The following is a 25,500-nucleotide window of genomic DNA, read 5'->3' on the forward strand; positions in this document are numbered from 1 at the left end:
TAACCCAGTTGCTTTGTCGAGCAAACCATTATCTTAAGAGTGAAAAACAGCTTCGAATGCAAACATTGTAAGGAGGGTCACAAGCGTGAACATGGCTATTTGGATCACCCTTATTATAGTACCGTACAGCAGATATTTCGCATCCTCTTTACCAAGAAACACCGCCCAAACACATGCTAGGACTCCATGTCTCACATGAGCACCACAATTCCTGGTTGCTACTACGTCAAGAGGTATAGAGAGTAACGCAGCAAATATCCCAAAAATAAGACCGACAGCTGTTCCGCTCAACAGGCTCATGTGATACGCAATTGAAATCTCATACGAGACCACAGAAGCAGACCAGAAGATCATGTTACGCACAAGTATTGGTAACGCGACACCTCTAAGAGTTGCTTTATTTTCCATCAGTGTTCCCTTATTTCTGCTGATTTCACATATTTCCGCCCATATAGAAAATAGTGTTTCCAAAAGCCCTCCAAGCATGGAACGAAAAAGTACAACGAAAAGTATAGTAGGATGAAAAAATGATTTCAGTGCAATAGCGGATATAGCCTCCGAAATCCCAAAAGACATGGAACTCAGAAAATTCATTACTGCATATGGAAGCGCACCTCTAAAAAAGGGAGCCAAACCCCCATCAGATAAAGTATCTAAAGCTATCTTCCGATACGAAGATCTTGTCTGTTGCCTCATTATTTTTAGGAACTGTAATGGAGACATCAGCACAGCTGCAACTGCAGAAAATGAACCGAAAAATACTCCGCCTAAAATAACATCATAAAGTTGCAGGAACATATACTATTTCGAATGCGTCCAAATTAAATACCAAAATATCTTAGAACAAACGTCGTCGAAACGGTCACAGCAGTGTAGATACTAATTTGTAATATCCTGATCGTACTGCCCAAAAAAAACTTACTACTAGAATCGGTTGCCATTAGAAGGACGCGTCTTATCAACGTCAATTCTTCTCTGGCAGCACAATTCTGTGTTACCAGTACATCTAACGGAATAGAAATGACGCCGAAAACAAGGCCTAGAACAACTGATAAAAAGAGGGACTTATCCAGGCTCAGAAACAGCCTGGTCGAAATTTCATAGGACGAAGTCGCACCTAACCACGCAACTGAGTTCCTCAAGAAAGCTGGAAAAAGTATACTCAATACCCGACCTTTACCAGAAGCAAGATGTCCTTTGTTCCTGACAATTTCACGCACCTCAGGATATATAGTAAATAAAGTCTCTATTGCTCCTCCGAGGAATGCTCTAACGAAGATGCCGACCAGAATACCGTACTGGACTGGAAGGACGATCTCGGAAATCCTGTCACTCAAACCAAACGAAAGATTAGCAAGAAAGTTCATCGTAACGTAGGGAAGCGCACCCCCGAAAAAAATCCCTAGCGCTGCTCCGCCTTTTTCAAATGCACAAAAAAAAATGGAAGTGTAAGAAGATGCAGTTTCCTGACGAATGATCTTCAAGTACTGCAACGGTGCAATAGCGAATGCAACGATAGCTGCAAAAGACGCATACACAAGGGGAACCAAAAAGAAAGACAGCAACATAAGTCAATGCCAGAGACCAACTAAAGGCTACAGCAAACTCAAACGGAGCTACTTGGACCCTTGTCTCACATTACAACGCGGATTTTTTCTATTGTACACGTATATACGCTTACCCCTTTTGGCAACATACGAATTGCGAGCATCACGTTTTTTCGCTGACTTCAAAGAACCTATTACTTTCATAAAACACCCACTTAGCCCGCAAATGGTTTACAACCTCAGGCAGGAGATTGTACCTTAAAAAAAGTCTACGAACAACCTCAACTGGTAAACATATATAAAGCGAGTACAAGTCTCCCTAAAACTAGCACCAAGGCTTAATTCAATATTCTGGGACATATCCCCTTTTCATTAATGAAAGTTAAAATTTTATTTTTTCAAGTAAGATGATACTAATAATTTAGTTGCGAATTCATCTCGGGAATGCAGGGATCCAGATCAACCATAAAAGGAATTTTTACAGCAATAATCACGCCTTTTAAACGCAACGCAATAGATATAGAAAGTCTAGAACAATTAATCGAGGTTCAAATAGTGAGTGCCGTAAATGGCATTGTAATAGCTGACTCAACTGGAGAAGGACACTCATTATCTCAATCAGAATATTACGCCCTGGTAAAAAATGTAGCAGCCGTGCTTAAAAATAGGATACCTCTGGTTGTAAGTGTGCCACATTGCTCTACAACACAGGTTATCGATGTAATAACTCGCCTAAAAAACAAAACAATTGAAGCATTCCTTGTTGCAGCACCATACTACCTGCGCCCACAACAAGAAGGAATCTTTGAGCATTATAGGCAGATTACAAACAAAACAAAGGCAAACATTGTCATGTGCAACATACCATATAGGTGCTCTATCAATATAGAAAACGCAACAACACTCAGAATTATGGATCTGCCGGGTATATCAGCGGTTGTTGATTTATCTGGAGATCTTGAATATCCAACAATACTGCGTGACGGAAATGACCACGTACCTATACTCACAGGGAATGATACAACGTATGCAGCCCACAGACTCAATGGAGGAGATGGAATAGTATCTACACTGAGTAACCTGATTCCAAAAGAAATGGTCGCGTTAGAAAGAGCAATCTGTGAAGGTGACTATAAAAATACCAAAAAGTTACATAAACTCATTTTCCCACTTGCCAAATCTATGTCCTGCGAGACTAACCCAGTACCTTTAAAATACGCCATCAGTTGCATCTACAAATACGTCACACCAAATGTTAGGCTCCCACTGACAGATGCAACTACGTCAACTAGGCAGTTAATACATACTCTTCTCAGGAAGTTTGAAAGGGAAAAGCAAGAACACGAAATTTTATCCATAACACAAACTTGATTAGATAAAACAATTCGATTCTGACAAATACTGAAATACTCTCCGGACAAGATCTTCGCATCTATCCGCTTTCCCAGCCAGGTATCTTCCTCTATCTGGTAATTTTGCTCAGGAGAGTCTGTTTATCCTGCACTTACCAGGACGAAATCGGTAAGTATTCCAATTCAGCGTTTAGCTTTCTAAATACACGGACAATTGAAATGACCACATACAATAACCAGAATTGTCACATCGTATCTGATTGCTAGGAAAAGAAAACAAAGCCATAACGAACTAGACTCAATTGCAAAAGGGCAATCGACTGCAACGCAGGAATCTAATGAAGGAGTACTTCTTTAACAGAACTGAACACACCGGTATTTAAAAGTTTGTATAGGGAAATCAATTATAGATTAGACTGTACATACAACTTGGTGGATTAATAGGAATACGGTTTCCCCAAAACAGAATAAAATTAACAGTATCACGAGATGTGATAAAACAGTTTAAACAGACCGAAAATTCATATTTATTCTTGTGACATAAGCAACTTCAAAGCAGATAGTGTAAGAAATATCTGTGAAAACAGCGAAGTATCCGCACTGCAAGAGTCTCAGGAACAAAATATAAGAGTACAACTCAATGCTCGGTAGACAATGACATAGGATTATTTTACTATGGCATTAGTTCATTCTGAGTTTGATAAATATGCATAATCCGGGAAAGTATAATTTATCCCTGAGGATCTTACATTGGGTTTTGGCCTTTGCGATAGTCGGCGCACTTATAAGCGGCTTCGTTATGACCAGTTATCTGGTTCCACCTTTGAAGTTCGTCGTTTATGGAAAGCACAAGGCGATTGGCATGACTATCGGTGCTTTGATGCTCATAAGGCTGGTAATTCGCATGTTTTTTGGCGCCCCAAAAAGCCAGTTTTCCAGACTAGAGACTATCTTGTTGCATGTTGTACATTCTTTACTTTATGTTTTGACTATTGGAGCTGCTTTCTCAGGGTACTTAATGTCTTGCAGTGGAGGTAAAGCTGTTTCCTGGTTTGGGATCTTCGAATTCCCATTGTTGTTTCCACAAAACCCAGATATCGCGAAAACAGCACATGACGCACATCAGGTCATCATATATTTACTCGCTTGCCTGATTGCACTTCATATTTTAGCAACCCTAAAGCATCTAATTATTGATAGGGAGAACATTTTCAGACGAATATTTTAGCATGGGTCCCGGGTCTTATGCATATTGTGAGATTTTTTGTGTGCTAGGCTTTTTGTTGATTGGTTTGTTTTTCGTCAGGTATCAAGACGGAGATCTTTTCCCCGGATCACATTTCTTCCTTCACATCCGTACTCCGGAGTCCTGTTAGACCAGCGTGTGACATCAAATGAGTGATCACAAATATATCTGTGTCGCTGTGACAAATAGCGTAGCCAAAACTTTAATAAGTTGTGATGAAATGTTAGCAAGGAATCATGTGAGAGCACATAATATCAACAGTCGCACCCAGTGTAATGAATGAAAAATCGAACACCAAAGCAACGGTAACTCCTAAGGCAATATTATTTGATTGGGATGATACTATTGTCGATACACGACTCATGATTCTAAATGCAGTCAACAAAACACTGAGTTACTTTGGCAAACCAGTCCTCGACAAGGACATGAATGCACCAGAAAGAATGGATTTCTTCAAACAGATTTTCGGAGAAGAGTGGGTCTTCGCTTATTCAATATTTAGGGATCACCTTAAATCTGAGAATCCAGAACCGTTACGGATATTTCCAGGATTCACATCGTTTTTGAATTTAATAGCTGAAAAGGGTATATTCACGGGTGTAGTCAGCAATAAATATAACGAATTACTTAAAAAAGAGGTAGATTCTCTTGGATTAACGGATCGATTCAATGTCGTGGTTGGCTCGGGCGATACAGATCAGGATAAACCTTCTGCAACACCGCTACTGTACGCTCTCTCGAGAGGCAATATTATCCCCTCGAAAGAAACTGTTCTTTTTATCGGTAACAGCGCAACAGACATGGAATGCGCAAGAAATGCGGCCGTACGTGGTATTGCATATCGAGCAACCCCAATAGCAGGATTCGAGAATATACCAATAATACGGCATTACGACCAAGCAAGGACTTTAATATTCTAAGGATATACCCGGTCCTATTGACAAGGACCACTTTAATGTAATCAAATGGCACTAGTTTTATCTTATCCGCATGCATATCAAGTCGAGTCGTCTTATGATCCTTAAATTCTACGATAGACTCGGAATAGAGACTACGACCACTGATATTCCTTCGTCTAACCAAGCATCTATCACACAAGTTGGCGCAATGCACATTGATACGAAAGAGTTTGCTGAAAACACAACCTGTAAGTACCAAACTCTAGAAAGAGATCTGACATTCGTAACAACTCTCGACGAACTCAGGACACTCCTCTTCAGTTTTGAAGGCTGTCAGCTTAAAAAGGGCGCTAAAAACACAGTTTTCTGTGATGGCAATCCGAACGCAAAAATTATGCTGATTGGCGAGGCACCTGGAGAACAAGAGGATAAGCTTGGGATTCCTTTTTGTGGCAGGAGCGGTAACTTACTGGACAAAATGCTTCAAGCCATAGGACTGGATCGAACCAAAGTATATATAACAAACGCAGTTTTTTGGAGACCACCCGGAAATAGACGACCAACACCCGAGGAGATACAGATTTGTAAACCATTCTTGGAACACCATATACGACTTGTATCACCCAAGTTGATCGTGCTACTTGGTTCCACAGCTGCTTCTTCGGTTTTAAAAAGCCAAGACAGAATTTCTATGTTGAGAAATAAATTTTACGAATATAAAAACCAGTTCATTCACGAAGGGATTAGTACGACCGTAATGTTCCACCCATCGTATCTCTTGAGGCAGCCTGCTCAGAAAAAATTAGCCTGGGAAGATTTAAAACTCATTCGTTCATATATCGATGCCCATGGTCTTTAAATTCGGTAGGATGAATAGGTTCTTTCTCACTTTTTTTGCACTCGTGTCTCTAACTCTTCTTACACCGTGTCTGGGAAAAACAACAGAAGAGCTCGACACACTATTCTCTTACCCCAAAACAACGGGCACAGCGGTAACGAAAGTCTACGATCCTATGGAGAAACTTAATAGGAGGATATTCAAAATGAATAGCCTACTTTTCAAATACCTAAAATCTTCTGCTAATAAAAAACTTTTCCAAGGAACAAGTCCAAGAAAGTCTCAGACAGGTCAGAAAAGTGCGAACTCTGCAAAACATTTATTTCTTAACATTGTAGATAACCTTTCTGAACCAAGTTATGTTATTAACCATCTTTTACAAGGTAATCCAAAAAAGGCTGTAATAGAATTCTGGCGGTTTTTTATTAATTCTACGCTTGGTATACTCGGAACATTCGATATAGCGCAAACTCTAGGTCTAGAGAAAAAAGCAACTTCCTATAGAAAGACACTTACCATATATGGAATGAAAAATGGCCCATTCATAATGTTTCCATTGTTCGGTGCAACATCACTCAGGAACAGTATTGCTGCTTTGCTTGAGATTCTTACAAATCCATTGAATCTCGTGACACAACACAAATTTATACCATTTATAGTATACAACTATTCCCGAATTGCGAGAGAAATTGATTATTACAGCATAGTTTTTGAAAACAGCATTGACCCATATGTAAAATCACGCACATTCCTAATAAATTACGATGCTACGTCCGAATAAAACAAAGTGGCTAATCTGGCTGCTGTTTGTAACGCTCCTTTCTTCTTCAAAGACTTTTGCAGAAGACTCTACAGGCGAGTTTATCTCGTCTCTATACACAAATGTGACAACTATCAACAGCTCTAATATCTCAGAGCTAGATAAATTACAGCATATGACGAAGCTAATTGAGGAAAACATTGACTTCCAGAAGGTTGTGAGCTTCGTACTGGGGAGAAACATAAGTAAGCTATCACCCGAAGAGCTACAAGCGTTCACCGAAGGCTATAAGAAGATTACTTCCCTCAAATACGCAAAACTCATGACTAAAAAGCTTAAATATTATAAAATTCTGCGCGAAGAGGACTTAGGCAATCAAAGACATCTAGTCCAAACGGTCCTACAAGAAAAACTTGAGAGCAGCAGTGTACCGCTAAGAGTAGACTACCTAGTTACAGTGGAAGATAGAAAGTACAAAATTCTCGACATAATTGTTTCCGGAAGTATAAGTATGGCAATGGCAGACCGAGAAGAAATAGACACCTTTCTCCAAGACAATACGCCAAAAGGACTTTTAGCAATCGTAAAAACGCGACCATACAACGAAGCATAGGAAGGTCCATAAAAAAACCCCGCTGGCCTTGTTTCAGAAGCGATTATGCCTCGTGGAGTTACTCGTCGGACTGTTTATCGTTAAAGGAGAATTCTTCTTCCTTATGCTGGGTTTCTTCTTGCTCAGCTACTTTCAGTGCATAAACACATAAATCCTCAAAGGAAACGTTGTTCTCCTCGGCAAGTTCTCTTAATTTTGAGAGACTATCCATGACCTTCTGAGGGACAACTCCACCACGTTCTTTTGACAACCATGTAGCCTGATTGTAAATGGGATGCGTATCCCGCCTGGGAGAACCAATATATATGGTAAAAGGAGCCGTCTGAGGGCCAAACTGGCAAGGTACTGTAAACTTCTTCATGTCTTATGGATATGATCTCCACAGAGTGTACCACCGGACATTAAAAAAAAGCCATATAAGAATAACTCACAACTACAAATTAACCTAAGGTCGCTAAATCAATACTAAACCGGTATAAAAGCATAAATGTGAAGTGTACTTGGATGGCTGGATACGGTCAAAAGTAATTTTAGAAAATTATCTCTTTGTAGTGATCACGTTAAAGCAGCTACATTCTTGATATAAAGAAAAGGAAATTAAAATAATTTAAGCTTACTGACCTACAAAGTAGAGTGATTGTGTAATAGGATTAGCCAACTGGGGCAACGTCTGTGTATCAGAAAAATGATAAAAAAAATTACTGATTCTGCAAAGTCCGGAAAGTTGAAAATGTTAGAATTTCTTACCTCTGGGATCAGGAAAACGCTTCACAGCAGTGTGAAAATTGTTGATCAGGGTATTTCATTTTTTCAAAACAAGGAAACCGATAAACTCAAAGAACTCACCAAAAACGCGCGAATTGCTGGTACAGTCGTTCTTATAGGCTTCTTTGGAATCTTTGGAATGTGGGCGATCTTTGCACCAATTGACGGTGCAAGTCTTGCAATGGGGGAAATTGTTATCAGCTCTGATAAGAAGTCTATTCAACATCTTGAAGGTGGAATAATAGATGAGATCTTTGTTCACGAAGGAGATCGTGTTACAGAGGGACAGATACTCATGACCCTCAAAAACGTCGGCAATAAGGCACAACTTTCAATACTCGAGGAGAATCAAATTTCGCTTCTGGCAACCGAAAAGAGACTCTTAGCACATATAGGCAGAAACACAAATATGGAACTCCCTAGTATAGAAAAATTGGAGTACGTGACTGAAGAGAAGAAAAACGACACCATCAAAAATCAACTGTTACTATTTGAATCCAATAAAGAATCTTTTGCTAATCAGGTTAGAATCATAGACAAAAAAATTGGCCAGATACAAAATGAGGTCCTTGCATTGAGCGCACAACTGGAATCAGCTGAAAAAAGTGTCCAGCTTCTCGAAGAAGAACTTGAAGCAAAGAGATCTCTGTACGATGAACACGTCATAGACAAAACCAAGATCGTATCTTTAGAAAGGGAAAGAATCTCCTGGAACGGCAAAATTGCTGAATATAAAGCTCTGATAGCTAGAGGGGAACAACGCGTCACAGAAGCCGAGCTGGAGAAAATTCAGGCGGAAAATAGGTTCAATAGTGAACTTGCAGCACAACTCAAAGAGGTTTCGCATGCTATTCATGAAAATACGCAGAAACTCAACACAGCGCGTGATTTAATGCTAAGGACAATTATAAGGGCTCCACAATCAGGTGTTGTGACCGGTCTTCGCTCATTGAGTATCGGTGGCGTGATACCTCCAGCTATATCGCTAATGGAAATTGTCCCTGAAAATGAAGATATGTTTATAGAAGCAAGGGTTGCACCAAATAATATTGAGGCAATAGCATCTGCGAGACTCGTCAAGAAAAATCTTAGCGAAGTTGACGGTTATATAGGGGTAAAGACGAGAGTAAAAATCACAGCATTTAACTCGAAGAAAGTAGGAATATTAAAAGGTGTAATGACATATATTTCCGCAAACACAATTTTGGATCCACGAACAGGAATGCATTATTACCTTGCACACATAAGGATTCCAAAATCGGAAATAGCTATGATAAATGCCAGAACCAAGCTTTATCCGGGAATGCCAGCTATTGTTTTTATTACAACTGAGTCTAGAAGTTTTCTTTCGTATCTACTGGCACCCATTATAGGAACCTTTGATACAGCCTTTAGAGAACGTTGAAAAACAAAAAGTTTTGTTCAGTGGGAGTGTCTAGTACAAGCTTTCCAGAGAAACTTCGTTATCAAGGGATCTGGTTCGAAAAATTGCATGCGACAGTGAGTTACATGTGATACCATTCGTTCTTACCTGATTAGGTTTGATACCTTTGAATTATAAACTTGCTGGTATAAAGGAAATCGTATCTGGGGATCGCCTTATAACGAATTTGCAAGACCTTATACAATTTCGCGAGGCACTAGTTGTATGTGATCAAAACACGTTTTGTTTTTTCCCACCGTGGGTAAAGGGCGAAAAAAACTTCAAATTAATAGTCCTACCAAAAAATGTGAGGCCTTACGAGGCACTGGTGAGAAAACTAGTTGTACAGGCAAGAAATTGTGAACTAATAGTCGCATTGGGTTCGGGGACAATAACCGACATATGTAAATATCTTGCACACTTAACTACAAAAGAACTCGTTATTTTCCCATCAGCACCTTCTGTCAATGCGTACACATCACCCACGGCTTCAATTATAGCTCTAAAGACGACACGTAAGGTCTCCTTGAAGGCAAAAATACCTAGATACCTATACTTAGACCATACAATTTTAAAAAGTACCCCACCACGAATGATTTTAAGCGGCCTCTATGATTTAGTATGTTCAAGGACTGCTAAAGTGGACTACTTTATCGCGTCAGTAGCCTTAAAACATTCTTATATTGGCGAAATCTTCGAGGAATTGCTTCCATATGAGGAAATCCTATTAAAACACAGTAAACTTCTCATGAAAGGTGATACTACACTGGTGAACATGCTCATGCATGCTTTAAATCTTTCTGGCCTTGGAATGTGGCTTAATGGTGATAGTAGAAGCGCGAGTCAGGCAGAACACATGTTAGCTCATCTTTTAGAAAAAGTGTCCGGAAAATATTTTTTACACGGAGAAATGGTAGCTTCAGGTATGCTGGTAACCTCGCTGTTGCAGGAGAGACTTTTCAAAAAAGAACGAAAAATTAAGCTCAATGTACAGGTGCTCAACAAATATGTAATGTTAAAGGGATTATATCCATCACAAATTGATGACTTTGCAGAAGCTTTTCAAAAATTACACCCGTTATCACCGATATTGAGTTTCATGGTTAGTGAACATACACAACTAAGAAAGCACATTGGCAATACTGCCATAAACTTACCAAAAATACGTGAGCTGCTCCATGAAACAATATCCTTAAAACGTAATTTCACCTGCCTTGATATAGCATATTTAGCTGGCTACCACACAATTACTTTGTAAGAAAATGAATATTGACCTAAGAAAAAAAAGAATCCTATACAGAAGTACACATCGCGGCTGTAAAGAAATGGATATCTTACTTGGAAGTTTTATAACGAAAAATCTAAGTAGATTAACCGAACAAGAAATAGAACAAGTGGAACGCATCTTAGAATTGTCGGATTCTTTTATTTTTGACTGTTACCAACACAAGTCAGAACCACCTGAAGAACTCCCTGTATTAAAACAGATGGTGCGGGAAGAAGACAAATAAAAAACAGAAGTTCCAGACCAACACAATGCGTGGCATTACTCTGTACAAATAAAGGCACTAGAAGCTATACACACTTCAAAGACAAAAAAACAAGAAAGGTGCTGAAAAAATAAACCCGTCAACACGGTCTAGTATACCTCCGTGCCCTGGTAGCAGCGTTCCACTGTCTTTAACTGAGCACGTACGCTTTATAAACGATTCGAATAGATCACCTAGAGTCGCTAGAATAGCAATTGGAATGGTCAAAAGAACAAAATTCATACTCAGTCCAAGAACTATGGCAAAAGTCGAACCACAAACAAAGGTAGACAGAAGTCCTCCAAGAAAACCACTCACAGTTTTATTTGGACTGATACTCTTGCAAAGTCTGACACCACCTATAACGCGTCCGATAAAATAGGCACCCACGTCATTACTAACAACACAGACTATCAACCAAATAAGAATCTCTACATCTTCAACATGTATACCTATGAGCGCTGCATTAGGCAGAATTGCTACAAATAAACCAAGATATCTCAACACAACCCCTCTATCTGCCGTCATATCACGCCATTCCTGATACGAAAGTACCGCTAAAAGCAACACAACTGAGCATACAGCATAACTACCACCGTAGATTGCTAAGGTGCATAAAAGAAGCAGTAATACTGCAGAGAGAACCCTGACCTTCAAATCGCAATAATGTTTCATAGAACTCCCATTAGATAGGCAAACCGCAGCCAAAGGTTAACATAAAAAATACCTGGAACACATACCCAGCTCTGAAACCCCGGTTTAGGTATAAGAACAGAACACCTATGCAAAAACAACACCCCAGAAGTACAGGAAAAGTGTTCCGCGCAGTAGACACACCAACTCTAGATCATGAGAAATAAAATGTAAAAATCTATTTCCCATATTTGCGACACCTAGCTTGATAGGCTTCTATAGCCATCTCCAAATCTTTTTCCGCAAAATCCGGCCAAAGCGTATCACAGAAGTACAACTCCGAATATGAACTCTGCCATAAAAGAAAGTTGCTAAGTCGTTTTTCACCAGCTGTCCTGATAATCAAATCTGGATCAGGCATTCCACCTGTATATAAATAGCTCGCAAATTTCTGTACACTCACTTCCTCAGCTCTGAGGCCATCATTTATCATCCTTGAAGCCGCACTTACGATCTCAGATCTGCCACCATAGTTTATGGCAAGACATAAATGCATACCACTATTATCTGCTGTTCCGGCCTCCAGGTTTTTTATCACCTTCCTTGCGCTTTGATCCAAACCTGTCCGCTCCCCAATGACTTTCACTTTTATATTGGCATCACATAGTTCGTTCAACGCGCTAACACTAGCTTTTTCAAAAATGCTAAAGACAAGACGCACATCATTCGGATTTCTATTCCAATTCTCAGTCGAAAAAAGGAAAAGCGTAAGGTAAGGAATTCCGACATTACAAGACGCTCTTACAATTGAGAATGCCGCCTCGACACCCATCTTATATCCATCGGAGTTACATAAACCTTTTGCCCTAGCCCATCTTACGTTCCCATCCATTATTATGGCAACGTGACCGGGAAGCCCTTTTCCAATCATACCTTTAAAATGTCGGCTTCCTTTTTGCTCACAGCCTCATCAATTCTGGCATCTTCTTCGGAAATAATTTTATCTATTTTCTTGAGCAGAGCATGCATATCATCTTCTGATATCTCCTTCGCTTTTTCCAAAACTTTCACCTTGGAAACAGCATCGCGCCTTATATTTCTAACGGCTACCTTAGCTCTATCACCATACTTTCTGAGGACTTTAACTAGCTCCTTACGACGCTCCTCCGTAAGGTCAGGAACAGGCAAACGCAAGACTGATCCTTCAACTATCGGATTCATGCCGAGATTAGAAGCCAAAATCGCATCTTTTACAGCACCAACTATGGATTTGTCCCATACTTGAACAGACAGCATCTTATTATTGACTACTGAGAGACCAGCAACTTGATTCAAGCGCAGCTTACCCATGTGGGTTGATACGATCACGCCATCCAAAATACTTACACTAAGAGACCCTGACCTAATACCTTTCAAATCAGAGAGAAACACCTCATGCGAAGAACGGAGCCTGTCATTCGTTTCCTTGATTACATCTTCCATCATATCCAAAAAACATCTTAACTCATTCACCTTCTATGGTACTGTAGCCACGCTGTTTATTGATCACCTCATAAAACGCCATTTCGCTATCCAATGAAAAGATTACCACCGGCATGTTATTATCTCGCGCAATTGAGACAGCTGAAGAATCCAATACCCTCAGCTTTTTAGAAAGCACATCTGTGTAGGAAAGACTAGTTATTCTCTGCGCATTAGTGTTTGTTTTGGGATCATCAGAATATATTCCATCCACAAGTGTACCTTTAAGCATTACTTCACATCCCATTTCGACAGAACGGAGTACCGCAGCTGTATCGGTTGTGAAAAATGGATTGCCTGTTCCCGCTGCAAATATTACGATCCGGTTTTTCTCCATGTGACTGATTGCTTTCTGACGTATATAGGGTTCACATATAGACCTCATAGGAATAGCAGACTGCACCCTCGAAACTACACCCAAGTTATTTATTGCACCTTGTAAAGCAAGGGCATTAATAACAGTTGCAAGCATCCCCATATAGTCACCAGTAGCTCTGTCTATATTCGGAAGACCACTACTTCCTCTGTAAATATTTCCACCACCAACAACAAGGCACACCTGTATACCCATCTCATGCACTCTCTTTATGCCTCTAGCAAGCATATCGATGACCTCACCATCATGAACAGAAAGACCACGTGCAGCTAATCTCTCCCCCGAGATTTTTAGCAGAACCCTCCGCATAAAAGCTCAACCAGCATCTCCAAGAACAAACACTTCATACCAGACAACACTAATCTTAGTTGAAGATTCCATTTCTTTGTCAGAAATATATTGCCTTACGGACCTCTCAGGATCTGAAAATAGAGGCTGTTCTAGAAGGACAACTTTCTTATAGAATTTACTCACTTTGCCAGCAACAATTTTTTCAGCAATCGAAGCGGGCTTTCCCTCGACCTCCACGTTGTATTTTTGCTTTTCAGATTCAAGAAGCTCCGCTGGTATACCAGCAACATCGATTGCCTGTGGGCACTCGGACATTACCTGAATAGCGATATCCTTTGCGACAGAAGAAAGAAAAGAAGGGTCGGCCTCCGATGCCAGCGCAACTGCAACACCTATCTTACCAAGATTTTCGACATACTTGTTGTGAACATAAACACCCAACAAACCATTCTGGGGGACCTCGTAAGCAACGCATCTGGAGAGAATTATGTTCTCCCTAAAAACTGCAATTTGCTCCACTATTGCGTCGCGGACTTTCTGACCTCCTGGTAACAAAACATCAAGACACTCATCAACAGACTTGGCTTTAGCAGCACACGCAGCTTCAAGCACCGACTGTGCAAATTGCTGAAATTTCTCATTACGTGCAACAAAGTCTGTCTCGCAATTCATCTCAAGCATTATCCCAAACTTTCCAGAAGAAAGGGCCCCAACGACACCATCTCGAGCACCTCTATCGGCCTTCTTCGCAGAAACCGCATGCCCCAATTCCTTTAGAATTTCCTTTGCTTTAACAAGATCACCCTGCGCTTCGGTCAGAGCCTGCTTGCAATGAACCAATCCAGCAGAAGTCTCCTTTGACAAACTCTTCAGATCTTCCAAGCTTATCTTACCCATTTGAAATTACACCGTCCTATACATCAACCTTTATTTTCGGAAAGCTTAGGTGCATCCACACTGTCCTGTTTCTCTAATTCTGTAGAAACCCTTCGTTTCTGCAAAGCCCCTTTATCAGCACCTATACGGATAGAAGCTCCTTTTTTCTGCTCATCCGAGTGAGAAACCTTAGCAGCTTTTTCATCTGTTTTATCATCTAACTCCTTACTTTGTTTCCTTTGAAGCTCGCTTTCTATACCCACCAGAACCGCATCAGCAACCAAGCTGCAATAGTATTCTATGCACCTTAAAGAATCATCATTTCCAGGAATCGAGTAAGTTATCTTGCTCGGATCGCAGTTGGTATCAACAACCGCAACCACAGGAATACCAAGTTTCCACGCTTCTTCGACTGCTATGTGTTCTTTTTTCGGGTCGATTACAAAAACAATACTAGGTAAACCACCCATTTTCCTTACACCACCAAGATACTTTTCTATCCTCTCTCTCTTTCTGTTGATGCTGAGTCGCTCTTTTTTGCTTAACACATCACCTTCTTGCTCAAGCAGTTTCTCATAGTGAACAAGCTTTTTTACGGACTTAGAAACGGTATTCCAATTGGTGAACATTCCACTAGGCCACCTAAGATTAACATAATGCTGACCACACCTCGTCGCTTCTTCTTTGATTATTTCGCAGGCCTGCATTTTTGTTCCGACGAATAACACCCTACCTGAATTCGCAGCGACATCACTTATTGCCTTAAGAGCTGCCCTAAGCATTGGCACAGTCTTTTGCAAATCCACTATATGGGTCTTGGCATTGCTTGTACCGTATATGTAGGAAACCATCTTCGGATTCCAAAAGCGCGTCTTATGGCCCAAGTGCGCACCAACCTCAAAAAGGTTTTTTACCGTTACTCTGTCAAATATAGACTGCATTCTATTCCGGTTCTCAAATGTCCAACTAGTTTATTCCTGGAGTTAAGGTTAGTATAGAAAAATTCCCTTATCAAGAGAAGGAACCCACAAACCAGTAGATAGAACAAGAAATGCAAAAAAGAATCTTCAACGTCCTTTTTGGAGTACTTGAGTTTTGGCATTCCCATGTTTTCTAAATTAAATCGTAATGGAAAAAGATTTTGTAAACGAAATATTTTCTTCAGTATCACAAAGATATGACCTGATGAATGATATAATGAGTGTCGGTATACACAGACAGTGGAAACGCAACTTCGTGAAATCGATTGGCTTACTCCCGAATCAGCGTGTACTCGATATGGCTGCTGGAACGGGAGATATCACACTACGTCTCTTAAAGACACACATTGCTGCCAAAATAGTACTGTGTGACAAAAATCATGAGATGCTAGAAATAGCAAAGGACCGCTTACTTGATGAAGGTTATGTGAGCTTAGAGGTAGTCTCAGCGGACGCAGCGCAGTTACCGTTTGAAGATTGCAGTTTCGACCATTACGTTGTTGCATTTGGTGTGCGCAACTTCTCTGATATTGAGAAATCTCTAGCAGAAGCTTATAGGGTCCTAAAACCAGGTGGAAAGTTTTCCTGTTTAGAGTTCAGTAAGGTAGAGAACAAGTGTATGAATTTATTATACAATTTTTACTCACGTACCTTTATTCCATGGATAGGAGAAAAAGTAACGCAAAATAAGCAAGCTTATACATACCTGATCGATAGTATTAAAGAATTTCCCGACGCGGAAGGCTTTCGTGAAATTATTCGTGGTACAGGATTCGGAAGAATCAAATACAGGAAAGAAACGTTTGGAGTAGTAGCAATTCACACAGCAACAAAACTGTAAGGTCCTAAGCAAGTTTCCTAAGTATGTAATTGGAAAAGACATCAACACAAATGCTAATAATGGTTTGATAACATTGTTCTACAGTGGAAATACTTGTCTTGTTTATTTGAGATTAGAAACGTCTGCAACTACAAATCAGGTAGTTACTTACCTGTTGATTTCTTTTCCTGAATCTATCCATACATTATTGCCAGAGGCAGCATAAGCTAGCTAATTCACACGGGGAGTTTCCAGATTCATCCACAAGATTGAGTATTATCTTAACCGTGTCAGAAATCTCCTGTAGGATAGACAAACTTCCTTCTCAGGTTGCGACTATGCATTTTACCTAGAAAAACACACATTTTTTCAGAAATTTTAGAAAAGCTTATATCAGCTCACTAAAATTCTAGAAACTTCTGCAAACGCATAGATCTATCCCGACGTTTGCAGAAGTACACCGTTACACCATTCGTAGATCCTCTGAAAACCCCATCAGCTTGCCAAAATTTTGACAAATTCTGCAAAAGGATAGATAATTCCCGGTGTTTTCAAAAGCACGTCTTTATGCCAGTAAAGATACTAATGCCGGCGCTCTCGCCAACAATGAAGGAAGGTACACTTGCAAAATGGCTAGTGAGTGAGGGTGCAAAAGTAGAAGCAGGACAGGTAATAGCGGAAATAGAAACTGATAAAGCCACTATGGAGTTTGAAGCTGTAGACGAGGGAGTTCTAGGCAAAATACTCATCCCGGCAAAGACTGCAGGCGTAAAGGTAAATGAGCCAATAGCTGTTCTGCTAGACGATGGTGAGGGCAATAAAGAACTGGAGGAGTTTCTATCCGAAATAGACAAACCCACTGTCACCGACGATAAACCAAAAACACCAAATGAAGATAAAATAGAAAATAATCTCGCTAGTCCGCCAGATGCGAGGCAACAGGATAGGATAGTTGCAACTCCGCTTGCAAAAAAGATTGCATCCATCAATAGTATTGACTTATCACTTGTCGGAAGCGGGAGCGGCCCTAACGGTAGAATCGTAAAAAACGACTTGCTCAAGTTACTCGATAATAGTCCACAAGCTGAAATGCGCGGACATTGCACCGAAACCAGTATACCTGTTTCTCCGATGCGGCGTGTGATAGCACAAAGACTCGTGGAATCAAAGCAAAATGTTCCTCATTTTTACCTTTCCGTAACTTGCTATTTGCAGCATCTGCTATCAGCCAAGAAAAAATTCGAGGACTGTTTGGAAAAAAGAGTCACAGTTAACGATTTCGTTATAAAGGCGTGTGCCTTTGCTTTGCATAAGAATCCGGCGATGAATGTGTCGTGGGAAGGGGATTTTATTAGGCAGAATCAAACTATTGATATATCAGTTGCTGTTGCCATCGCGGACGGGCTTATTACACCTATAATCTTCTCGGCAGATAAGCTTTCGCTTGCATCTATTTCAGAGAAAGTTAAGGAATTAGTAGGTAAAGCAAAGATGGGTACGCTCCAACCGCGGGAATTCCAGGGTGGATCTTTCACTGTTTCCAACCTCGGCATGTATGGCATAGATGAGTTTACAGCGATAATCAATCCACCTCAGGCAGCAATCCTTGCCGTAGGTACAGCACGAAAGGTTCCAACTGTTTTTGGTGATGAGATTGTAGTTAGTGATGTCGTGACGCTAACATTATCTTGTGATCATAGGGTTGTCGATGGAGCAGTGGCAGCAAGGTTTATGCAATCCCTTAAAAAGGCAATAGAAGATCCTGTAATAATGTTATAATACCGCCTTGTAACCATAGAATTCCAAGTGAAACGTTTGCAGCAGGATTTACACAGTTTCTTACAAATCAAGCGAGGGTCACGTGGTTGGATATCGTTGTGCTGGTCTGTAGACGCAGGATCTGCCCATAGCAAGTGAGCCTTATGCAATCAAAAAAGGAACTAAAAGAAAAAGAATATAGAAACGATATTTTTCACAGAATACATGCATAAGATAGCAGAGGTCTGCATCATCGCAGGTTCAGATTCTATAGGTGGGGCCGGACTACAGGCGGACCTTAGAGTCGCTGCATTACTGGGATGTAGTGCATCGAATGTTGTCACGTGTATTACAGCTCAAGACTTGAAGGGCGTACATGCAATTCAGCATTTATCTGGGGAAATCGTGTCAAAGCAATTAGCTTGTGCACTCTCTAGAAAACCAAAGACAGTAAAAATAGGAATGTTGGGTAACAGTGAAATAGCACTGGCCATCTATGATATTTTGAAAGATACTGGGATCCCAATTGTACTGGATCCTGTTTTGATATCTACTTCAAATTCCAAGCTCGCTGATGAAGGTGCAATCGAGGTGTTACTCAGAAAGCTTCTCTCTATCTCATACTTGGTTACTCCCAATCTCTTTGAAGCCGGTACCCTATCGGGAAGTAAAGTCTTTGATTCTGAATCCGCAAAAATTGCCGCGTCGAGAATCCTTGAACTAGGTGCAAAAAACGTCCTTGTAAAAGGAATTCACGTCAAGAAAGGTAAGATCATGGATTTACTCATTTCACAGGAGGGAACTACCACGGAATTTCAGAACGAAGTAATAGGGGTAAATATAACTCACGGCTCGGGGTGTAGGTTATCCTCAGCGATTGCATGTTACATGTCAATCGGTAAATCCTTAAGAGAATCAATTCATCTTGCTTCAGATCTTCTGAGAAACGAGATTGCTCGCATGAAGATTTTATACAGCACTGATACTTAATCGGAGAAGTGCGCTCGCATGCTTTTTGCCTCCATGATGTCGTGTCTGGTCACCGAAGCTGCCAATGCTAGCGCATCGTACAAATCTGAGTATTTTGATAAGCAAGAATCCAACCCAAGCAGTTGTTCTACCATGTACTTAACCTGAGCTTTAGTAGCACGACCATTCCCCGTCACACGTTTTTTGAGAACACTGGGAGCGAATTCGATTATACAGAGACCCTTCAGGGCTAGTGTAAGTATCAGAGCACCTCGACAATAAGCCAAGTTAAGCGAAGAATACGGGTTGCTGTTAACAAATACCTTCTCTAAAACCGCAATAGATGGACCCGCTTTCTCAATCACGTCACTGATACCATGATGAATCTTTTCCAACCTGGAAGAAAGCTTCTCATGAGAAGCTGTTTCTACTACTCCAGAGTCAATATAACGCATATTACACGGACCATCGTACTCCACTAGAGCCCAACCCGTACGAATGAGACCCGGATCAACACCTAATGCTACATAGCTCATCGAACAGGAAAATTCTTTTCAAATACCATAAAACACTTACAAGGAGACACGCATACAATAACCTCATGCTAAAAAGAAAACAGGCAACTTTTAAAAGTATTTTTGCGCTTCCACGACTAATTTTCTTGTTGCAGCAAGCGAATTTTCGAACATCCTTCTCTCATCAGGATCTAAATCAAGCTCGATCACACGCTCTACACCACTTGATCCTATAATAACTGGTATACCAGAAAAGACATCATCCTCTACTCCATACCTACCCTTCATCGTTACAGAGCACACGAGTGTTTTTTTCTGATCCAACAAATATGCTTCTGCCATTTCCAGTGCAGACGCAGCGGGAGTATAGTAGGCTGAACCAGTCTTCAAGAGGGCAACTATCTCGGCACCACCACTACGAGTACGTTCAATAATTGAGTCCACCTTATCCTTCGTTAGAAAACCCGCACTGACCAACTCAGGTAGACTCATACCAGAAACCGTAGAGTGTCTAAACAGGGGAACCATAGAATCACCGTGACTACCTAACACTAGTGATTTAACATCCGCTACTGAAACATCTAGCTCTTGCGCAAGAAAAAAATTCATTCTGCTCGAATCGAGGACGCCAGCCATACCAACGATCCTATCAGGATTAATTTCGGCTGCCTTGTAAAGGACCCAAACCATTACATCTAGTGGGTTAGTCACAACTATTACAAATGCCTTCGGGGCAAGCTTTTTTATTTTTTCCCCTACTTCTTTCATAACGACAGCATTTACATCAACTAGTTCTTCACGTGTCATGCCAGGCTTCCGTGGAATACCAGCAGTTATGATAATTACTGAGGAACCTTTGATTCTTTCCATATTGGCACTGCCATTAATCTTCATTGTGTAGCCAATGAGTGGAAGAGCCTGTGAAACATCTAATGCTTTACCCCTTGCGAGGTCTCCGTTAACATCAATTAATTCGATCTCTGAAGCTAACTTCTTCGAGGCTATCAAATACGCCAAGGTCCCACCAATATTGCCAGCACCAATTAAACTCACTTTCATTTGAACCCACTCCTATCACCCAACTACACCAATTCTAAAACAGAAGTCCATCAATACATAGTTCCCATACACAGCCTCTATTTGATGACATTCTCATTGTGTCGGTCTCCTAATGAAACTTACGCTCGGCGCCATATTTACGCGTTATCATAAACGGATTTTTTCAGTAGTACTTCAATCACGTTCATTTCACTGCGAAATTTACATTCAGTGACATACTTGTTAGAGTGAAGGAAAGCTCAAAGTGAAGGATCCTACATGCAAAAATACGCAAAGATACTTCTGTTACCACACGGCAAAGATTTAGAACTACCAAAATATGCAAGCAAGGGAAGTTCAGGATTAGATCTTCGTGCAGCTATAGAAAAGAGCATGGTCTTGAAACCTGGAATGTTTGAGCTAGTCCCTACAGGCATTTGCATCGAACTACCCGAGGGATTAGAAGCGCAGATAAGACCACGCTCAGGTCTCGCAGCAAAGTTTGGTGTAACGGTTCTTAATAGTCCCGGCACTGTAGATCAGGACTATAGGGGAGAAATAAAAGTCTGTTTAGTAAACCTGTCTAAGAATGAATTTACTATCAACAGGGGCGATAGGGTAGCTCAAATGGTAATAGCAAAAGTACAACAAATACTGCTAATAGAAGCAGGAGAAATCGGGGAAACAGAAAGGGCTTCCGGGGGTTTTGGATCAACTGGGACTCAGTAAGGTTGTGGTGACCAAACTGGCATTGAGTCTAGATTAGTTCAAAGGCCAGATGGAGTCGTTAAGTAAGCAACTTAAAAGAGAGGCTGGTCGAATTCGAAGGTTTCATCTGAAACAAATAAGGATGGTAATATGGATATTTCTATTCCGGTCATCTATGATCATTTAGCGCCCTTCTGTATGATCCCACCTGTTAAACATCTCGGCGAAAGCTATGTCATCTCCCAAATACTCCAAGATGGAGTGACTATAAATATCGGACGAATTAATTTATCATTTCCCTGGGAGTAGTGCGTATGTCGACCATAATACCGGTAAATCTAGAGCAGGAACTGAAATCCTCTTACCTTTCTTACGCAATGAGCGTAATTATAAACAGGGCCATTCCCGATGTACGAGACGGACTGAAGCCTGTACATAGGAGAATTCTGTATTCTATGAATGAGCTTTCTTTCTATTGGAACAAGCCCTATAGAAAGTCGGCTAGGGTAATCGGTGAGGTTATTGGTAAATACCACCCGCACGGTGATAGTGCTATATATGATGCTCTGGTTCGTATGGCACAGAACTTTTCCCTACTCGTACCGTTGATAGATGGGCAGGGAAACTTTGGTTCTGTAGATGGCGATCCAGCTGCAGCAATGCGCTACACAGAAGTACGTCTGGAGTACATATCTAAGTTTCTACTCGACGATCTATATGAAAACAGCGTGGACTTCCGTTCAAACTATGATAATTCAGAAACGGAGCCTGTTGTTCTGCCAGCAAAATTCCCAAATATCCTGGTCAATGGAACAGCCGGGGTAGCAGTCGGAATGGCAACGAATGTACCAACTCATAATCTATCCGAAGTAATAGAGGCATGTAAGTTGTACTTAGAAGACAATAACGTAACAACTGACGAACTCCTAAAAGTTATAAAAGGCCCTGACTTCCCTACAGGGGGATTGATTATCGGCGAGGAAGGAATAAAAGCATCTTTTGAAACCGGTAGAGGCTCCATTATCATACGGAGCAAGACACATTTCGAAGAAACTGAAACAAGAAAAGCAATTATCGTCGATGAGCTCCCGTACCAGGTTAATAAAGCAAAGTTAATAGAAAACATAGCTCTTTTGGTGAAGGAAAAGAGACTTGATTCAATCAGTGATCTGAGAGACGAGTCAAACAAGGAAGGAATACGGGTCGTAATAGAACTAAAAAGGGGTGCTTCATTTGAAGTGGTTCTGAACCAACTTTTCCAGATGACGCAGCTTCAGACATCGTACAGCACGAATATGATGCTTCTTGACAACATGAAGCCTACTCTGATGTCTCTTAGGGACATCTTGGCAGCCTTCATTGCTCACAGAAAGGAAGTAATCTCGAGACGAACAGAGTTTAGACTCGCCAAGGCTAGAGAAAAGGCTAACGTTCTGGTCGCGCTGTATGTAGCAATTCTCAACATTGATGAAGTCGTACGTATTTTAAAATCCTCCGGAGATAACGAGACTGCAATAAAAGCACTTTGCGCTAAACACTGGGCTATAGACGAAGAACTTGAGCTACTTGTAGAAACTATCTCAAACATTAAGCTTCTGAACAGAGAATACAAACTCAGCACAGCGCAGTCTAAGGCAATCTTGGAAATGAAAATGCAACGTATAACCAACACTGAGAAAGGTCAATTGGTTGCCGAGATTCATGCCGAAATGAACATCGTCAAAGAATGTGCTTCAATACTGGGAAATGAGGCTGTTTTGATAAATGTAATAGTGCAGGAACTGAATGAAATAAAGGCGAAGTACCCGCAAGCACGGAAGAGTGTTATTTTAAAAAATGTCAATGCCGTGTATGCAGAAGAGGACCTTATCGAACGCGAGCAAGTCGTTGTCACAGCAACATATTCTGGGTATATAAAGCGTGTCCAAATCTCAAATTACAGGGTTCAGAGAAGAGGAGGAAAGGGCCGTATCGCACAAAACATAAAATCTGAGGATCAGTTGGCACAGATTTTTGTTCTCAGTACGCACGATGAAATACTCTTCTTCTCCAGTAAAGGTAAAGTCTATAAGTTAAAGGCTTACAAGTTGCCTATAGGCGAACCTCAATCGCGTGGAAGAGCTTTGGTGAACATTTTTGATCTTGCTGATGATGAATCTATTACAAGTATTCTTCCTTTGAAAAATTCCGATGCTGAGAACTTAATATTCTTGACTGCCCAAGGAAAGGTCAAACGCAACTCTATGAGTGACTTTGCCTATGTCCCAGCAAATGGAAAGGTAGCTATCAAACTCAACGATAACGACGCGTTAATATCTGTCAAAACTGCTCAGAATGAAGATTGTATTTTTATTTCTACCAAGGACGGAAAATGCATAAGGTTCTTGGTTGAAGATTTGAGAGTCCTTAAGAGTAGGAGTTCCGAAGGTGTAAAAGCTATAACTTTGGGAAAAGATGATAACGCTATCTCCCTTTCAATACTGAATAAGCGGATTCTTTCACCGGAAAACAAAGCTGAGTACATGAAAACGAAGTTCCTCGAGAGAATCCAAAATCCCGAAAATCATGAAGAACAGTTTGTTCTTACAGTTACTGAAAATGGTTATGGCAAAATCACATCAAGTTATGAATATAGGATAACAAACCGAGGAGGCGTCGGGATAATTAACATATCGACTTCTGAACGCAACGGTAAGGTTGTCTCGAGCTTCAAGGTAACGCTTAGTAACCATATAATGCTTGTTACAAACAGAGGACAAGTCATAAGAATAGAAGCAAGCAACATCCCGGTTCTTGGGCGTAATACACAGGGTGTACGCCTATTCTCAATAAGGGCTGAGGAAAGAGTTGCTTCGGTAACAGAGGTAGAAGAGGTGGAAGAGGAAGATTCCGAAATAAATGAAAATTGTCAAAATGATAGTTAACACGAAATCCTTATTTCACTAGGTAGGTACGGAAATTGAGGGTCAAAAGATAGATAGGAGTTATTGAAACACGTGAAGGGCTTATATTGTCTCATAGGTCTGTACAGAAAAAATGGAAGGTAAAGATCTACGGGATTGCTGAAATGTATGAAAGCTTTGTTCGATGATTAGGTCTGACTAGATGTAATTTATTGTATTTAGGATATCAGACTTTTCCCCCCAATTTGGACTCACCCTCACAAATACTGATAGGTGCACCTTCTTTCCGGGAAAAAGGTTAGCCATCTCTCTCTCGGAAGATTTTCTGATAGTACCAATTGTCTTCCCGCAAGAGCCTATTACGATCATTTTATGTGATTCACTCATTACATGGAGTACTTGCTTGATCTTTACAGTTTTATCAAGAATTTCAATATTTTCCGTTTCTACAGTCAGTGAGTAAGGAAGTTCTTGATGTAGTCTGATAAATAACTTCTCCCGGAGAATTTCAGAAAGATTAAACTCAAGAGGCATATCGGTCTCATCTTCTTCATCAAAATACCAAGGTCCTGGCTGAGCCGATCTAAGAAGGTAGTCCATGAGATCATCAATTCCACTACCTTTGAGAGCAGAAATCATGAATGTCTTATCAAAATGGCCCAAGCTGTTTAGTTCTTGTGCAACTGCTAGTAACCTTGGTTTTTCCACAAGATCTATTTTATTCATTACCAGTACCAACTTGCCATTAGCTTTCCTGAGTATATCCTTTGTACTATCCGAGACGGGGCGCCTTGGATCGATTATCAAACAAAAAATATCTGTCCCAGCGAATGCTCTCCAGGCGTTTTTCACTATGACCCTTTCGAGCTGACATCGCGGAATAAAAATCCCAGGAGTATCAACGAAAACCAATTGAACATCACCTTTTGTGTATATACCTCTGATTCTCGTTCTTGTAGTCTGTACTTTATGTGTAACCGCAGATATCTTGCTTCCAACCATGGCATTCAATAATGTGGACTTACCAACATTACTGTTCCCAATGAGAGAGACAAAAGCAGAGCGAGTACGAAAATTTTCTCCCATCTGAGGACAATCGCTGCTATTACATTCGGAACTACTCATTGGGAATTTTCGAAA

27 protein-coding genes are annotated in these 25,500 nt (G+C 40.6%); 14 read left to right on the plus strand and 13 right to left on the minus strand.

The genetic code is table 11. The features are described 5' to 3' along the window. Window positions 1-33: 33 nt before the first annotated feature. The 3 genes from GP480_RS03765 to GP480_RS03775 are packed head-to-tail and all read right to left on the minus strand — an operon-like array spanning window position 34 to window position 1,751. The gene (locus tag GP480_RS03765) at window positions 34-798 is read right to left on the minus strand and encodes a hypothetical protein (protein ID WP_160095967.1); all 765 of its coding nucleotides are present in this window, start codon (window positions 796-798) and stop codon (window positions 34-36) included. A 23-nt stretch (window positions 799-821) separates the two neighbouring features. Then, the gene (locus tag GP480_RS03770; RefSeq protein WP_160095969.1) at window positions 822-1,568 is read right to left on the minus strand and encodes a hypothetical protein; all 747 of its coding nucleotides are present in this window, start codon (window positions 1,566-1,568) and stop codon (window positions 822-824) included. 48 nt (window positions 1,569-1,616) lie between these two features. Next, window positions 1,617-1,751, minus strand: coding sequence for a ribosomal protein bL36 (locus GP480_RS03775; RefSeq protein WP_011452297.1), 135 nt, complete (start codon window positions 1,749-1,751; stop codon window positions 1,617-1,619). Between the two features lie 240 nt (window positions 1,752-1,991). Here GP480_RS03775 and dapA point away from each other — a divergent pair, with 240 nt between their 5' ends. The 6 genes from dapA (at window position 1,992) to GP480_RS03805 (ending at window position 7,255) form a co-directional block, all read left to right on the plus strand. Next, a complete protein-coding gene (gene dapA / locus GP480_RS03780) occupies window positions 1,992-2,918 on the plus strand; it encodes a 4-hydroxy-tetrahydrodipicolinate synthase (RefSeq protein WP_160095971.1) in 927 nt (308 codons plus the stop codon). 687 nt (window positions 2,919-3,605) lie between these two features. Beyond that, window positions 3,606-4,127, plus strand: coding sequence for a cytochrome b (locus GP480_RS03785; RefSeq protein ID WP_160095973.1), 522 nt, complete (start codon window positions 3,606-3,608; stop codon window positions 4,125-4,127). A gap of 293 nt (window positions 4,128-4,420) precedes the next feature. After that, window positions 4,421-5,065: an HAD family hydrolase gene (locus GP480_RS03790; protein WP_160095975.1), complete on the plus strand. Its 645-nt coding sequence runs from the start codon at window positions 4,421-4,423 to the stop codon at window positions 5,063-5,065. 70 nt (window positions 5,066-5,135) lie between these two features. After that, the gene (locus GP480_RS03795) at window positions 5,136-5,903 is read left to right on the plus strand and encodes a uracil-DNA glycosylase (RefSeq protein ID WP_160095977.1); all 768 of its coding nucleotides are present in this window, start codon (window positions 5,136-5,138) and stop codon (window positions 5,901-5,903) included. Beyond that, window positions 5,893-6,663 (plus strand): MlaA family lipoprotein, encoded by a 771-nt coding sequence (locus tag GP480_RS03800; protein ID WP_160095979.1) that lies wholly within the window; start codon window positions 5,893-5,895, stop codon window positions 6,661-6,663. The genes GP480_RS03795 and GP480_RS03800 overlap by 11 nt, the downstream gene beginning before the upstream one ends. Continuing rightward, window positions 6,647-7,255 (plus strand): Tgt2/MlaC family protein, encoded by a 609-nt coding sequence (locus GP480_RS03805; protein ID WP_160095981.1) that lies wholly within the window; start codon window positions 6,647-6,649, stop codon window positions 7,253-7,255. The genes GP480_RS03800 and GP480_RS03805 overlap by 17 nt, the downstream gene beginning before the upstream one ends. 58 nt (window positions 7,256-7,313) lie before the next feature. On the opposite strand, the gene GP480_RS03810 is transcribed toward GP480_RS03805, so the two are convergent. After that, window positions 7,314-7,616: a DUF2610 domain-containing protein gene (locus GP480_RS03810; protein WP_160095983.1), complete on the minus strand. Its 303-nt coding sequence runs from the start codon at window positions 7,614-7,616 to the stop codon at window positions 7,314-7,316. A 324-nt stretch (window positions 7,617-7,940) separates the two neighbouring features. On the opposite strand from GP480_RS03810, the gene GP480_RS03815 reads away from it, so the two are divergent. From GP480_RS03815 to GP480_RS03825, 3 genes are all read left to right on the plus strand, one after another. Then, on the plus strand, window positions 7,941-9,425 hold the full coding sequence (locus GP480_RS03815) for an HlyD family type I secretion periplasmic adaptor subunit (protein WP_160095985.1): 1,485 nt from the start codon (window positions 7,941-7,943) through the stop codon (window positions 9,423-9,425). A 145-nt stretch (window positions 9,426-9,570) separates the two neighbouring features. Beyond that, window positions 9,571-10,701, plus strand: a complete 1,131-nt coding sequence (locus GP480_RS03820) for an iron-containing alcohol dehydrogenase (RefSeq protein WP_160095987.1) — start codon at window positions 9,571-9,573, stop codon at window positions 10,699-10,701. A gap of 4 nt (window positions 10,702-10,705) precedes the next feature. Continuing rightward, entirely contained in the window at window positions 10,706-10,954 is a 249-nt protein-coding gene (locus tag GP480_RS03825; protein ID WP_160095989.1) for an FAD assembly factor SdhE, read from the plus strand. Window positions 10,955-11,029: 75 nt separating this feature from the next. Here GP480_RS03825 and GP480_RS03830 read toward each other — a convergent pair whose 3' ends face one another. From GP480_RS03830 to rpsB, 6 genes are all read right to left on the minus strand, one after another. Continuing rightward, window positions 11,030-11,647, minus strand: a complete 618-nt coding sequence (locus GP480_RS03830) for a phosphatidate cytidylyltransferase (RefSeq protein ID WP_160095991.1) — start codon at window positions 11,645-11,647, stop codon at window positions 11,030-11,032. A gap of 196 nt (window positions 11,648-11,843) precedes the next feature. After that, on the minus strand, window positions 11,844-12,536 hold the full coding sequence (uppS, locus tag GP480_RS03835) for a polyprenyl diphosphate synthase (protein ID WP_160095993.1): 693 nt from the start codon (window positions 12,534-12,536) through the stop codon (window positions 11,844-11,846). After that, window positions 12,533-13,090, minus strand: coding sequence for a ribosome recycling factor (gene frr, locus GP480_RS03840; RefSeq protein WP_160095995.1), 558 nt, complete (start codon window positions 13,088-13,090; stop codon window positions 12,533-12,535). Before frr ends, uppS begins: the two co-directional genes overlap by 4 nt. A 19-nt stretch (window positions 13,091-13,109) precedes the next feature. Then, a complete protein-coding gene (pyrH, locus tag GP480_RS03845) occupies window positions 13,110-13,811 on the minus strand; it encodes a UMP kinase (protein WP_160095997.1) in 702 nt (233 codons plus the stop codon). A gap of 6 nt (window positions 13,812-13,817) precedes the next feature. After that, window positions 13,818-14,690, minus strand: a complete 873-nt coding sequence (gene tsf / locus GP480_RS03850; RefSeq protein WP_160095999.1) for a translation elongation factor Ts — start codon at window positions 14,688-14,690, stop codon at window positions 13,818-13,820. Between the two features lie 23 nt (window positions 14,691-14,713). Continuing rightward, complete coding sequence (gene rpsB, locus GP480_RS03855) at window positions 14,714-15,610, minus strand: 30S ribosomal protein S2 (protein WP_160096001.1); 897 nt, start codon at window positions 15,608-15,610, stop codon at window positions 14,714-14,716. Window positions 15,611-15,797: 187 nt separating this feature from the next. Between rpsB and ubiE the strand changes: the two genes are divergently transcribed. From ubiE to thiD, 3 genes are all read left to right on the plus strand, one after another. Next, window positions 15,798-16,490 carry a bifunctional demethylmenaquinone methyltransferase/2-methoxy-6-polyprenyl-1,4-benzoquinol methylase UbiE gene (gene ubiE / locus GP480_RS03860; RefSeq protein ID WP_160096003.1) on the plus strand — a complete coding sequence of 231 codons (693 nt, stop codon included), beginning with the start codon at window positions 15,798-15,800 and terminating at the stop codon, window positions 16,488-16,490. 546 nt (window positions 16,491-17,036) lie between these two features. Then, window positions 17,037-18,248, plus strand: coding sequence for a pyruvate dehydrogenase complex dihydrolipoamide acetyltransferase (locus GP480_RS03865; RefSeq protein ID WP_160096005.1), 1,212 nt, complete (start codon window positions 17,037-17,039; stop codon window positions 18,246-18,248). A gap of 204 nt (window positions 18,249-18,452) precedes the next feature. After that, on the plus strand, window positions 18,453-19,217 hold the full coding sequence (gene thiD, locus GP480_RS03870; RefSeq protein ID WP_160096007.1) for a bifunctional hydroxymethylpyrimidine kinase/phosphomethylpyrimidine kinase: 765 nt from the start codon (window positions 18,453-18,455) through the stop codon (window positions 19,215-19,217). Here thiD and GP480_RS03875 read toward each other — a convergent pair. Continuing rightward, complete coding sequence (locus tag GP480_RS03875; protein ID WP_160096009.1) at window positions 19,214-19,732, minus strand: crossover junction endodeoxyribonuclease RuvC; 519 nt, start codon at window positions 19,730-19,732, stop codon at window positions 19,214-19,216. The two genes, thiD and GP480_RS03875, sit on opposite strands and share 4 nt — an antisense overlap. Window positions 19,733-19,822: 90 nt before the next feature. Then, window positions 19,823-20,770 (minus strand): malate dehydrogenase, encoded by a 948-nt coding sequence (locus tag GP480_RS03880; protein WP_160096011.1) that lies wholly within the window; start codon window positions 20,768-20,770, stop codon window positions 19,823-19,825. Window positions 20,771-21,028: 258 nt separating this feature from the next. Here GP480_RS03880 and dut point away from each other — a divergent pair, with 258 nt between their 5' ends. Beyond that, a complete protein-coding gene (gene dut, locus GP480_RS03885) occupies window positions 21,029-21,478 on the plus strand; it encodes a dUTP diphosphatase (RefSeq protein WP_160096013.1) in 450 nt (149 codons plus the stop codon). Window positions 21,479-21,771: 293 nt separating this feature from the next. Continuing rightward, window positions 21,772-24,381, plus strand: coding sequence for a DNA gyrase subunit A (gene gyrA / locus GP480_RS03890; RefSeq protein WP_160096015.1), 2,610 nt, complete (start codon window positions 21,772-21,774; stop codon window positions 24,379-24,381). Between the two features lie 177 nt (window positions 24,382-24,558). On the opposite strand, the gene era is transcribed toward gyrA, so the two are convergent. Then, window positions 24,559-25,485 carry a GTPase Era gene (gene era / locus GP480_RS03895; protein ID WP_160096017.1) on the minus strand — a complete coding sequence of 309 codons (927 nt, stop codon included), beginning with the start codon at window positions 25,483-25,485 and terminating at the stop codon, window positions 24,559-24,561. Between the last annotated feature and the right edge of the window lie 15 nt (window positions 25,486-25,500).

The sequence above is a fragment of the Neorickettsia findlayensis genome, from assembly GCF_009856525.1.
In the GTDB taxonomy this organism is placed as follows: domain Bacteria; phylum Pseudomonadota; class Alphaproteobacteria; order Rickettsiales; family Anaplasmataceae; genus Neorickettsia; species Neorickettsia findlayensis.